This window comes from Kineosporia babensis, from assembly GCF_021129305.1.
In the GTDB taxonomy this organism is placed as follows: domain Bacteria; phylum Actinomycetota; class Actinomycetes; order Actinomycetales; family Kineosporiaceae; genus Kineosporia; species Kineosporia babensis.
In genome coordinates, this window is sequence record NZ_JAJOMB010000002.1 from 215,169 (window position 1) to 227,544 (window position 12,376).

Sequence of the window (12,376 nt, forward strand, 5' to 3'; positions counted from 1 at the left end):
GGAAGTGACCCCAAAGATGAGATACAGACGTCCTCTGCTTGCCCTGACCGCCCTTGCCACCCTGGCCGCCTGCGGCGGGGGAGCGGACGCCGCGAACGACGGCGACGGTGGCAACCCGGTCAAGGGCGGCACGCTGCGCATCGCCTTCTGGGACGACGCCCAGGGCTGCATCGATCCCAACCAGGTGTACTGGATCGAGAGTCGTTCGCTGAACCGGCAGTTCGCCGACTCGCTCACCGACCAGGATCCGGAGACCGGCAAGATCGTGCCCTGGCTGGCCGAGAGCTGGGAGGTGAACGACGACGCCACCAGCTACACCTTCAAGCTCCGTGACGACGTCACCTTCTCCGACGGCACCAAGTTCGACGCCGCGGCGGTCAAGACCGCCTACGACGCGACCCACGCCCTGGGCGCCAAGTCGCTGCTCGGCCTGACCTACACGGCCGGTTACAAGTCCACCGAGGTGGTCGACGACTACACCGTCAAGGTCGACTTCGACCAGCCGAACAGCGCCTTTCTGCAGGCCAGTTCGACCACCACGCTGGCGATCCTGAGCCCGGAGACGTACCGGCAGACCCCGGAAGAACGCTGCACCGGCGACAACCTGGTCGGTACCGGCGCCTTCACCCTGGACAGTTACACCGCCGCCACCGAGGCCAAGCTCAGCCGCCGCGACGGCTACGCCTGGCCCTCGGAGCTGATCGAGAACCAGGGCGACGCCTACCTGGACGCGATCGAGGTCAGCTACATCAAGGAGGACAGCGTCCGGGTCGGCAGCCTGACCAGCGGTGCGATCGACATCGCCTGGCCTCGCCTGCCGATCTCCGAGGCCGACCAGAAGGTGATCGAGGCCACCGGCGCCGGCATCGAGTCGCGTTCGCTGCCCGGCATCAGCAGCAGCTACTTTCCCAACGTCGGCGCGGGCAAGCCGCTGGCCGACGTGAAGGTACGTCAGGCGCTGCAGAAGTCGATCGACCGTAAGAGCTACGCCAGCACCGTGTTCTGGGACGGCTACCCGGTGGTGAGCGGGCCGTTCGACAACACCACGCCGTACGCCACCGACTCCTCCGGCGTGCTGGCCTACGACCCGGAAGGTGCCAAGGCCCTGCTCGACGAAGCCGGCTGGACAGCTGGGGCGGACGGCTACCGGGCCAAGGACGGTGAGCCGCTCACCCTGACCATCCCGGCGCAGAACACCACCCCGGGCGACCAGCTCGTGCAGGACCAGCTCAAGCAGGTCGGGATCAAGGTCGAGCTGAACGTGCTCACCCTGGCCCAGTACCAGGCCGCGGCCGCCGACGGCGACTACGACCTGCTGGCCACCTACTACACCCGGGCCGACCCCAGCGTGCTCGGCTCGGTGCTGGACTCCGGCGTGAGCCAGGCCGGCACCGCCCAGCTCTCCCAGGACCCGGCCACGAAGAAGGAGATCAGCGGGCTGTTCGCCGAGGGCCTGCAGGACGTGGCCGAGGACAAGCGGGCCGGTACCTACGCCGATCTGCAGAAGCTGATCCTCGAGCAGGGCGTGATGTTCCCGCTGTACGAGCGGGTGCAGACGGCCGGGGTGGCCTCGAAGGTGCACGGGTTCGCCTGGACCAGTGAGGCTTTCCTGCGCGCCAACGACATCTGGATCAGTCAGTGACGTCGGTGAAGTGGCTGACCAGCTCGACGGCCAGGTACCTGGCCGGGCGGGTGCTGCAGGCGGTGATCGTGCTGTGGGCGGTGTACACCGTCACCTTCGGCATCCTCTACCTCCTGCCCAGCGATCCGGTGGAGCTGCAGCTGGCCGCGGCCAACGTGCAGGTCGACGAGCTCAGCCCGGCCGAGCTGGCCGCGGCCAAGCAGCAGTACGGCCTGGACCAGCCACTGGCCACGCAGTACTTCGACCAGCTGGGCGGGTTGCTGCGCGGTGACTTCGGGCAGTCCATCTCGCTGCACCGCCCGGTCGGTGAGCTGCTGGCCGAAAGGCTGCCCTCCACCCTGGCTCTCGGCGCGACCGCGATCGGCCTGGCCCTGGTGCTCGGGGGCACCCTGGCCTACCTGGCCGCCTACGTTCGCGTGGCCTGGTTGAAGACGGTGCTGAACCGGCTTCCGGCCGTGGGGGTCTCGCTGCCGCCGTTCTTCGTCGGGCTGCTGCTGATCCAGGTGTTCGCGTTCGAGCTGGGCTGGTTCCCGGCCACCGGTACCCAGGGCGCGTCCAGTCTGGTCCTGCCCGCGATCACCATGGCCGTGCCCACCGCGGCGATGCTGGCCCAGGTGCTCACCCGCAGCCTGGACGACCAGCTCGCCGAGCCCTACGTGGCCACCGCCGCCGCCCGCGGTCTGAGCCGTCAGTATGTGCAGGCCCGGCATGCGCTGCGAAATGCTCTGCTGCCCACGCTGACTCTGCTCGGGTTGCTGCTCGGCGCCACGGTCACCGAGGCCGTGGTGGCCGAGACAGTGTTCTCCCGGCCCGGGGTGGGGCAGATGGCCCAGCAGGCGGTGCTGGCCCAGGACGTGCCCCTGGTCCAGGCGATCGTGGTGCTCGCGGCCGCCGTGTTCGTGGTGATCAACCTGCTCATCGATCTCGTGTACCCGCTGTTCGACCCGCGGATCACGCACACCCCACGGGTCTCTTAGGAGAGTTGGTCATGTCGGTCGATCTCGCACCAGAACTGGGGACGCGGGTGGTCCCCGAAGTCGCTGCCGGGCAGCGGAGTCCGCGGAGACTGGGACTGCTCACCGCCCGTCCCGGGCTGATCCTGGCCCTGCTCTTCGTGGGTTTCGTACTGGTCTCGGCGGTGGTGCCGGGCTGGTTCACCCGCTACGACCCGAACGCCACGGCCGGGCCGGACAAGCTGCTCGCCCCTTCGGCCGAGCACTGGTTCGGCACCGACGAGCTGGGCCGCGACCTGTTCAGCCGGGTGCTGCACGGTTCCACCCTGACCATCCAGGCCACCCTCGGCGCGATCGTGATCGCCGTGGTGGTGGGCCTGACCCTGGGCGTGGTCTCCGGCTTCTTCGGCGGCTGGCCGGACTCGGTGCTGATGCGGGTGGTCGACGTGCTGCTGGCGATCCCGCGCCTGCTGCTGGCCCTGACCATCGTCACCGCCCTGGGTTTCGGCACGCTACCGATCGCGGTGGCGGTGGGGGTGGGCATCGTGCCCGGCTTCGCCCGGATCACCCGCGCCCGGGTGCTGAGCATCAAGGCCCTGCCCTACATCGAGGCGGCCCGCACCGGCGGCGCCTCGTGGACCCGGGTGCTGGTGCGGCACATCCTGCCCAACAGCTGGGGGCCGGTGCTGGTGCTGGCGGTGCTGGACTTCGGCGTGGCCATCCTGGCGATCTCGGCGCTCAGCTTCCTCGGCTTCGGGGCGGCCCCGCCCGCCGCCGAGTGGGGCACGCTGATCTCGCAGGGCCGTAGCTACCTGATCACCTCACCGTGGCTCACCCTGCTGCCCGGGCTCTTCGTCGGGCTGACGGTGTTCAGCCTGAACCACATTTCCCGCAGCCTTGAGGAGCTTCAGCGATGAGCGCGATTCTGGAGATCCAGGGACTGTCGGTGGCCTATCGTCCGCATCGTCACCGCCCGCCGGTACCCGCCGTCCGGGACATCTCGCTCAGCATCGGCCGGGGCGAAACCGTTGCCGTGGTGGGTGAATCCGGATCGGGCAAGAGCACTCTGGCCGCAGCGGTACTCGGCCTGCTGCCCGGAACCGGAGCGGTGACAGGCGGTTCCATCACCGTTGCCGGCAAACCGGTCACCGGCGCGAGCGAGCGCGCTTTACGTGATCTGCGCGGCCGCGTGGTAGCGCTGATCCCGCAGGACCCGACGGTCACGCTCAACCCCACTCGGCGGATCGGCCCGCAGGTGGCCGAATCCGTACGCCGCAGACAACCGGAAGTACCAAAAAGAAGTGTGGACGCGGAGGTCTTGGCTGCGCTGTCGGCTGCCGGTCTGGAGAACCCGGAATTGCGGGCCCGGCAGTATCCGCACGAACTCTCCGGCGGCTTGCGGCAGCGGGTGCTGATCGCGGCCGGCCTGGCCGGGGAACCGGAGCTGCTGATCGCCGACGAGCCCACCAGCGCTCTGGACGTGACCGTGCAGAAGCGGATCCTCGACCACCTGGACCGCCTGGTGGCCGGGCGCGGCATCGCTCTGCTGCTGATCACCCACGACCTGGGTGTGGCCGCCGACCGGGCCGACCGGGTGGTGGTGATGCGCTCCGGCGAGGTGGTCGAGAGCGGTCCGGCGGCAACGGTTCTGGGTTCACCGCAGCACGAGTACACCAAGGAACTGCTCCGCGCCGCGCCGGGCTTCTCGGTGACTGTGCGCGAGGCCGGAGAACGCACCCCCGAGCCGATCCTGCAGCTGGAAAGGCTGACCAAAGACTATGCGCTGCCCGGCGGCGGTAACTTCCGCGCGCTCGACGAAGTCACGCTCCAGGTCCCCAAGGGCCAGACCCTGGGCCTGGTGGGGGAGTCGGGCTCGGGCAAGACCACGGCCCTGCGCTCGGCGCTCGGCCTGATCACCCCCACCGCGGGGCGGATCCGGTTCGACGGCCAGGACATCACCGATCTGGGCTGGCGGCAGCTGCGCCCCCTGCGCAGGCGCTTCCAGCTGGTGCACCAGAACCCGTTCGCCGCCCTCGACCCGCGCTTCAGCGTGGAGCAGACGATCGGCGAACCGCTGGTCTCGTTCCGGGTGGGAGATCGCACCACGCGCCGCCGGCGGGTGCACGAGCTGCTCGACGCGGTCGGCCTGCCGCGTGACTTCGCCGGCCGCCGGCCCGCCGAGCTCTCGGGTGGGCAGCGGCAGCGGGTGGCCATCGCCCGGGCGCTGTCGCTGGAGCCCGACCTGCTGTTGCTCGACGAGCCGGTGTCGGCGCTGGACGTGCGGGTGCAGGAGCAGATCCTGAACCTGCTCACCACGCTGCAGAACGACCTCGGCCTGAGCTACCTGTTCGTCTCGCACGACCTGGCCGTGGTGGCGGGCCTGGCGCACCGGGTGGCCGTGCTGCGGGGCGGGCGCCTGGTCGAGGAGGGCCCCACCGCCGAGGTGTTCAGCAACCCGCAGTCCGAGTACACCCAGGAGCTGCTGAGCGCGATCGCCGGCCGGAGCCCCCGGGAGCATGCCGGGACCACATCATGAGCAGCCGCTACGTGATCATCGGGGCCGGGGCGATCGGTGCCCTGCTGGCCGCGCAGCTGCACCTGGCCGGCAAGCCGGTGGTGCTGGTGGCCCGGGGCCGCAACCTCGAGGCGATCCGGGCCCACGGGGTGCGGGTGCGCAGGCCAAGCAACACCGAGCAGGTACGGGTGCCGGTGGTCGCCGGCCCGCACGAACTTCAGCTCACCTCGGACGACGTTCTCGTGCTGACCACCAAGACCCAGGATGCCGAGCAGGTGCTGGCCGAGTGGGCCTGGCAGCCGGTGGCGCCGGACCGGGTGGCCGCCGACCTGCCCTTGCTCACCTTCCAGAACGGCCTGGCCACCGAGGACCTCGCCCTGCGCCGGTTCGCCCAGGTGTACGGCGTCTCGATCGGGGTGGCGGCCAGCTATCTCACCCCCGGCGAGGTGGTCTCCCCGTCGTACCCGATCATCGGTGTGGTCTGGCTGGGGCGTTACCCACGGCCCGCCGCTCATGAGCCGCACGCCGAGCAGTACCTGCGTGACCTGCGCGAAGCCGGCTACGACGGGAGCCTGGTCGAGGACATCCGCGCCTACAAGGCCCGCAAGCTCCTGCTCAACCTGGCCAACGGCCTGGGCGTGCTGCAGGGCAGCGACAGCGAGCGCGACCAGGCCCGCGAGAAGCTGGTGCAGGAGGCCCGCGCGGTGTTCCGGGCCGCCGGCATCGAGGTCACCCAGGCTGCGCCGGGCCATCTCAGCGTGGAACCGGTACCCGGTCACGAGCCCGGCCACCTGTCCACCTGGCAGAGCTTCGCCCGTGGGGCCTCCAGCGAGGTGGACTACCTGAACGGCGAGATCGTGCTGCTCGGCCGTCGGCACCGGGTGCCCACCCCGGTCAACGAGCGGCTGCAGCGACTGCTCGGCGCTCAGGCCGCGGCCGGTCTACCGCCCGGCACCCACCACGTCGCCGACGTCCTCACCAACGACCGCTCACCGAACTACGTTGGCCCTCGCAACCGCGTCGGCCGATCCGAAGGAAGAACGCATGAGCCCGCTCATCACCGTTGACGAACTTCTCACGCTCCAGCAGAACGGATCGCCGCGACTGCTCGACGTGCGCTGGAAGCTCGGCGGCCCGCCCGGACCGGACGAGTTCCGGGCCGGGCACATCCCGGGGGCGGTGTACGTCGACCTCGACGAGCAGTTGGCCGCGCACGGTGGCCCCGGCACCGGCCGGCACCCGCTGCCCAGCGCCGAGGCCTTCCAGCGGTCGGCCCGCTCGTGGGGCCTGAACAACACCGACACGGTGGTGGCCTACGACGACGCCGGCCTGCTGTCCGCGGCCCGGCTGTGGTGGCTGCTGCGCTGGGCCGGGTTCGACGGCGAGGTGCGTCTGCTCGACGGTGGGCTGCGGGCCTGGAAGGAGGCCGGGCAGGCGCTGGCCACCGGCGACGCCCCCGAGCCGGCCGCCGGCAATGTCACGCTCGGTGAGGGAAAGCTGCCCACCATCCCGGTCGAGGGTGTGCTGCCCTTCGTCGCCGACGGTGGGCTGCTGCTCGATGCCCGCCCGGCCGAGCGCTACACCGGCGAAGCCGCCTCGATCGACCCGCGCCCGGGCCACATTCCTGGCGCAGTGAGCGCTCCCGCGGTAGGAAACATCGGTGACGACGGACGATTCGCCGCCCCCGACGTCCTCAAGCAGAAGTTCGAGGCTCTTGGCGTGAGCGACGAGCGCCCGGTGGGCGTGTACTGCGGATCCGGCGTGACCGCCACGCACGATCTGCTGGCCCTGGCGGTGGCCGGATTCGACCCCGACCGGGTGCCGTTGTACCCGGGGTCCTACTCGCAGTGGGCCGCACTGCCCGACACCCCGGTGGTCACCGGCCGCGAACCTTTCTGAGACAGGCTCTTTCACCGCAGCTACCACGGAAGATCCGTCGGTGGAACATGTTCGGCCAACAGGAGAGATCATGAGCGACAACCTCGAGACCCGGCCCGAGACGCTACCCGAGGCGCCGTTGGTCGGCGCCGCCGAAGCGCGGGAGCGGGTGGCCGCCGGCGCGGTGCTGCTGGACACCCGCAGCCCGGGTGGGCGGGAGAGGACCGGCCCGATCGAGGGTGCGGTCATCGTCGACCGTGACAACCTCGACGCCGAGTTCGATTTCGGCTCACCGGTTCGGCATGCCGAGGTGAAGGCGCTGGACACTCCGATCGTGGTGATCTGCGGTTCGGTGAACGGGTCCGGGCCGGTCGCGCAGGACCTGATCGCCCGCGGCTTCGTGAACGTGGTGCACGTCGAGGGCGGGGCGCCGGCCTGGCACGAACTCGACCGCTAGGCTGTGTGTGGCAACTCACACCAGGACGCGGGTCGGAGAGGTTGGTCTCAGGCCCGCGTCGTGCGTTGCGGCACTGGTCGAGGGCGGAAAGTGCACGATCGCGAGGGTGATCGGGGCAGGCCGCTCACCGCACCGGCGAGAATCTGCGGATCTGGGCCGGGCAGGGTCCTGACCTGCGCCTGAAGTTGCGAACTAGGCTGTACGAGGGACCATTTCGCACCGCTGCGGCATCGGCGCCACCCCGAGTGACCTCGTCCTTCTGACTCGCCGTCGTCGTCCGAACACCCTGTGATGCGCGCTTCGGTGTGCGTCTCACAAGCTCGTTGGGCACGATAAGGAATCATGACGAGCACTGCCGGGTGGGCCGCGAACGCCGATGTCAGCGCATCCGTCCAGGCGCCCGCGCGCAAGGACAGCAAACGCGCGGACATCCAGGGCCTGCGCGCACTGGCTGTGGTGCTGGTCGTGGTCTATCACGCAAACCTGCCGCTGCCAGCGGGTTTCGCCGGTGTGGACGTGTTCTTCGTGATCTCCGGCTTCGTGATCACCGGGCAGATCGAGCGGCTGCGCCGCACCGGCCGCTTCGGCTTCGGCTCGTTCTACGCCCGGCGGATCCGCCGGCTGCTGCCCGCCATGGTGGTCATGCTGCTGGCCGTCCTGCTGCTGTCGTTCCTGTTCCAGTCGCCGATCGGGGCGCAGTCCGACACCGCCGGCACCGCACTGGCCGCGGTGCTGCTGGCCGGCAACTTCAACCTGCTCAGCACCTCGGGCGACTACTTCGCGGCGGGGGCGGTGATGAACCCGCTCACCCACGTCTGGTCGCTCAGTGTGGAGGAGCAGTTCTACCTGTTCTTCCCGCTGATGCTGGCGCTGACCTGGAAGCTCGGCCGGGGCGGGGCGCGCAGCCAGATGATCGGTCTGGGCCTGCTCACCGCGGGCAGCTTCGCCCTGTCCATGTGGCTGTCGTTCGGCGAGTTCCGGGTGCACGGCTACCCGGCCGGCGACGTGGCCTTCTACTCCTCGCCCACCCGGGCCTGGGAGTTCGGCGTGGGCGCGATGCTGGCGGTCTGGGTCTCCTCGCGGGCCGCCCGGCACTACTCGGCCGAGCGCATCGTGCTGCCGGTGGTGCTGGGTGCGGCCGGGCTGGCGCTGCTGGTCTACCTCAACCTGACGGTCACCCACGAGACGGTCTGGCCCGGCTCGGCGGCGATGATCCCGGTGGCCGCGACCGCGCTGCTGCTGCTGGCCGGCTCGATCGGGGAGGGCCCGATCAAGCGGGTGCTGTCCTCGAAGCCGCTGGTCGTCACCGGTGACCTGTCGTACAGCATCTACCTCTGGCACTGGCCGCTGATCGTGATCGCCACCCTGCTGTGGCCCTCGCCCTGGATCGCGGCCGCCGCCGCTGTGGTCTCGCTGATCCCGGCCTACCTGAGCTACCGCTTCGTGGAGCAGCCGCTGCGCCACGGCAGCGTGCGACTGCCCAAGGTCTACCTCGGCGGGGCGGTGTCGGCCGGGCTGGTCGTGGTGGCCGCCCTGACGCTGCAGGTGGCCGGGCCGTGGGCGGTGCCCAACGCTGCGGCTTATGCCGGGCAGCGCGACGAGCTCACCTTCGGCCGGGAGAACGGCTGCCTGGTGCGCAACCGCCCGTACGAGGAAGCCGACTTCGACCGCTGTATGACCACCGTGCCGAACTCCAAGGGCTGGGTGATGCTGGCCGGCGACTCGCACGCCGAGGCGCTGTCCACCGGCCTGATCGACGCCAACCGCGAGCTCGGCTACAGCACCCTGGCACTGACCGGCGCCAGCTGCCCGTTCATGCGCGACGCCCGGCCCAGCCGCGAGGTCTCCAACTGCGGCAGCCTGGCCTCGGCCCTGCTGGACCGGGCGACCAAGAGCGACGACCCGCCCTCGCTGGTGGTGATCTCCAACTGGGCCCTGGCCCGGCACGACGTCGACGGCAAGTGGCCCGAGCAGCTCAAGCCCGCACTGGAGGAACTCAGCGACGCCGGTATCCCGGTGCTCTACGTGATGGACGTGCCCAACTACGCCACCCAGTCGATGAACCGGCAGACCGCGTGCAGCGGAGGCTGGCTGAACTTCGTCTGCGACAAGAAGCAGAGCGCGGTCCTGGACTACCAGGCCGACTCCCGCCAGGCCGAGTGGGACGTGGTCAGCAGCGTGCCGGGAGTCAGTATCTACGACACCTGGGACCGCTTCTGCGACGGCGAGGTGTGCAGCCCGCTGGTCGACGGCAAGCTGGCCTACTGGGACTTCAACCACCTGAACCGGATCGGCTCGGTGGCGCTGACCGACGAACTGAAGACGACGGTGGGCGGGATTCTCGCCCGACAGTAACCGTCGACTACAACCAGTAGTCGAAAGACCCTTCCGCGCTGCTCCGGACGAGTGACACGACGACCCGGGCGCTCAGCTGTGCACCGGATCTGGCGATACGGATGACTGTCAGCAACGAGCTGACGATCGAACGGTGTAATCGTCGGAAGGGGCGGTCATGGCCAAGGTGCTCGTCGTCGAGGACGATCCGGACAACCGCCGGCTGCTGGAGTTCCGCCTGACCGGCATGGGCCACCAGGTGCTCGGCGCCGGCTGCGCGGGCGAGGCGCTGGCCCTGATCGGCCAGTTCGGGGTGCCCGACCTGGCGGTGATGGACATCGTGATGGAAGGCATCGACGGCCTCGACCTGCTGATGATCCTGCGCCGCGTGCCCACCTGCGTGGGGATGCCGGCGATCATGCTGACCGCCCGCCAGCTGGACGGCGACCAGCGGCTGGCCGCCCGGCTCAACGCGCAGTACATGCTCAAGCCCGTGGTGGCCGCGGACCTGACCCTCGCGGTCGACGCCGCCCTGGCGGCCTGAGCCCGAGGCCGAAAGCCCCAACAGACCTGCCGACGGTTCGTGAAGCAAGTGCGAGCCCGAGGCCGACCCGGGGGAAGCCGGACAGCTGGACCTGTCCGGCTTCCCCCGTCCTCCCGGCTGGTCGCGGGTTCTGCCCGGCGGGGGCGGAACCCGCGACCATGTCGTCGTTCCCGCCGGTAGCGCCGGATCAGGAGGCCGAGAGCACCTGGTCCAGCACCCGGTTCAGGCTGGCCGCCTCGATCGGTTTCTGCATCAGGTGGGCGTGCAGTTCCCGCGCCACCCTCTGGTCCTCCTGCAGGTCGCGCGCGGTGAGCAGGATGACCGGCAGATCCTGCGCCTCGGGCGAACTGCGCAGTTCCCGCAGCAGTTCCAGGCCCGAGGTGCCGTGCATGACGATGTCCAGCACGACCAGGTCCGGCACCCCGTAGCGCCGGATCGCCTCCTGGGCGTCGTCGGCCGAAGGCACGCTGATCACGGTGTGGCCCATCCGGGCCAGCCGGATCTCCAGCAGCCTGCGGATGTCGCTGTCGTCCTCGACGACCAGAACCTTGGACACTTCCGGCGACCCCCCAACTTCGCGGACGTGGTTGCCCGGTAAAGCGAGATCGAACCCCGCGCCACGGGTCTTTAGCCCCCGCGACCTCTCGTCCGGGACCACTGCGAAGAACGAACCGGGGACGTCGGTGGTGGTCAGATCCCGAGAATCTCACTCAGATGGGCCTGCGGGTCCGCGGGGGCGTCCGGGCCCAGCGCATCTTCCATCCAGACCCGGAACGCGGCCACCCCCTGGGCCACCAGCAGCCGGGTGCGCCAGTCGGGGGTGAGCACCGGCCCGTCCGGAACCGCGCGATTGACCAGGTCGACGGCCAGCTGCTGCTCACGGTCGGACAACCGCACGTACGGGCTGACCCGGACCGCGGAGGCCCGATGGAACCCGCGCAGCTCGTGCCGGCGCTCCATCACGTGCTCGGCCAGGTCGTGCAGGGCCAGCGTGAACACCGCCGTGTCGTCCAGCTCCAGCGGCGCGGTCACGAAGAACTCCCGGACCCGCACCGCCATCTGCTGGGCCGGCTCGGCCAGCACGTCCTCCTTCGTGGCGAAGTACCGGAAGAAGGTGCGCGGGGCGATGTCCGCCGCCGAGCAGATGTCGGCCACCGTCACGTTCTCGAACCCGCGCTCGGAGAACAGCCGCAGGGCCACCTCGACGGTGAGCGCCCGTGAGGCCGCTCGTTTCCGTTCGCGCAGTCCCTCGCCCGTGGTCAAGCCCCTACCTCCCGGTCGACGTCGAAGGCTGGCCGTCGGATTCGGCAGCCAAAGGTGGAACGAGCCGCAGGTGTTCGACGTCCCCATCCGTTCTGTGACCGCTCGCACACTGCGATCTGCAGGTCGCCACTACCCTCGGAAGATGGCGCAGGCTCCCTACGATCCGAAGACCGGGACGCGCCGCCGCGGCCGTCCGCCGGAGCTGGAACGCACCGCGATCGCCCAGGCCGCGCTGGCCGAGATCAGCGGATTCTCGGTGGCCAAGGTGGCCCGGCGGCTGGGCTCCACCCCGGGCGCGCTCTACCACCACGTCTCGGGCCGGGCCGAGCTGATCACGATGGCGGCCCAGGCGGCGCTGGAGGAGGTCCACCTGCCCGAGCCCGAACCTGGTCCGGCGCTCGACTGGCGCGGCTACCTGCACGATGTGGCCGAGACGCTGCTTGCGGCGCTGCAGGCGCACCCCGGTCTGGCGCTGGCCCTCACCGAGCTCAACGCCCCGCCGCCCAGCTACGCCCGGATGCTGCAGCAGGCACAGGTGGTGCTGGCCGGGCACGGCGTGGCCGAGCGCACCGCCCGGACCGCGATCCACCTGCTCGGGCACCTGGCGATGGACGAGGCGATGGCGGCCGCGCACCGGGAGCCGGAGGCCGAACTGTGGGGCTGGACCTTCCGCGAGCGGGTCGAACTGGTCCTGGACGGGGTCGCGTTCCGGCGGCCCTGACGGTTGCGGCGTGAGACAGGCGATTGCGAGGTAAGGCTTGCCTTATCTATTGTCTATGGGTGTTCAATA

General features: G+C 70.1%; 12 protein-coding genes. 10 read left to right on the forward strand and 2 right to left on the reverse strand.

Annotation, left to right across the window (positions count from 1 at the left end; all coding sequences use genetic code 11):
* The first annotated feature begins 16 nt into the window (after positions 1–16).
* The 9 genes from LR394_RS04455 to LR394_RS04495 all read left to right on the forward strand — a co-directional run bounded on the left by LR394_RS04455 (position 17) and on the right by LR394_RS04495 (position 10,323).
* Positions 17–1,642 (forward strand): ABC transporter substrate-binding protein, encoded by a 1,626-nt coding sequence (locus LR394_RS04455; protein WP_231439063.1) that lies wholly within the window; start codon positions 17–19, stop codon positions 1,640–1,642.
* Positions 1,639–2,619, forward strand: coding sequence for an ABC transporter permease (locus LR394_RS04460; protein WP_231439064.1), 981 nt, complete (start codon positions 1,639–1,641; stop codon positions 2,617–2,619). Before LR394_RS04455 ends, LR394_RS04460 begins: the two co-directional genes overlap by 4 nt.
* 11 nt (positions 2,620–2,630) lie before the next feature.
* Positions 2,631–3,512, forward strand: coding sequence for an ABC transporter permease (locus LR394_RS04465; protein WP_231439065.1), 882 nt, complete (start codon positions 2,631–2,633; stop codon positions 3,510–3,512).
* Complete coding sequence (locus tag LR394_RS04470) at positions 3,509–5,131, forward strand: dipeptide ABC transporter ATP-binding protein (RefSeq protein WP_231439066.1); 1,623 nt, start codon at positions 3,509–3,511, stop codon at positions 5,129–5,131. Before LR394_RS04465 ends, LR394_RS04470 begins: the two co-directional genes overlap by 4 nt.
* The gene (locus tag LR394_RS04475; protein WP_231439067.1) at positions 5,128–6,177 is read left to right on the forward strand and encodes a ketopantoate reductase family protein; all 1,050 of its coding nucleotides are present in this window, start codon (positions 5,128–5,130) and stop codon (positions 6,175–6,177) included. The genes LR394_RS04470 and LR394_RS04475 overlap by 4 nt, the downstream gene beginning before the upstream one ends.
* A complete protein-coding gene (locus LR394_RS04480) occupies positions 6,155–7,009 on the forward strand; it encodes a sulfurtransferase (protein ID WP_231439068.1) in 855 nt (284 codons plus the stop codon). The genes LR394_RS04475 and LR394_RS04480 overlap by 23 nt, the downstream gene beginning before the upstream one ends.
* A gap of 70 nt (positions 7,010–7,079) precedes the next feature.
* Entirely contained in the window at positions 7,080–7,445 is a 366-nt protein-coding gene (locus tag LR394_RS04485; RefSeq protein ID WP_231439069.1) for a rhodanese-like domain-containing protein, read from the forward strand.
* Between the two features lie 342 nt (positions 7,446–7,787).
* Positions 7,788–9,800: an acyltransferase family protein gene (locus LR394_RS04490; RefSeq protein ID WP_231439070.1), complete on the forward strand. Its 2,013-nt coding sequence runs from the start codon at positions 7,788–7,790 to the stop codon at positions 9,798–9,800.
* A gap of 157 nt (positions 9,801–9,957) precedes the next feature.
* Positions 9,958–10,323: a response regulator gene (locus LR394_RS04495; RefSeq protein WP_231439071.1), complete on the forward strand. Its 366-nt coding sequence runs from the start codon at positions 9,958–9,960 to the stop codon at positions 10,321–10,323.
* Between the two features lie 187 nt (positions 10,324–10,510).
* Here LR394_RS04495 and LR394_RS04500 read toward each other — a convergent pair whose 3' ends face one another.
* Both LR394_RS04500 and LR394_RS04505 read right to left on the reverse strand, forming a co-directional pair.
* On the reverse strand, positions 10,511–10,879 hold the full coding sequence (locus LR394_RS04500) for a response regulator (protein ID WP_231439072.1): 369 nt from the start codon (positions 10,877–10,879) through the stop codon (positions 10,511–10,513).
* 134 nt (positions 10,880–11,013) lie between these two features.
* Entirely contained in the window at positions 11,014–11,586 is a 573-nt protein-coding gene (locus tag LR394_RS04505; RefSeq protein WP_231439073.1) for a TetR family transcriptional regulator, read from the reverse strand.
* 142 nt (positions 11,587–11,728) lie between these two features.
* On the opposite strand from LR394_RS04505, the gene LR394_RS04510 reads away from it, so the two are divergent.
* Entirely contained in the window at positions 11,729–12,307 is a 579-nt protein-coding gene (locus LR394_RS04510) for a TetR/AcrR family transcriptional regulator (RefSeq protein WP_231439074.1), read from the forward strand.
* The last annotated feature ends 69 nt before the right edge of the window (positions 12,308–12,376 follow it).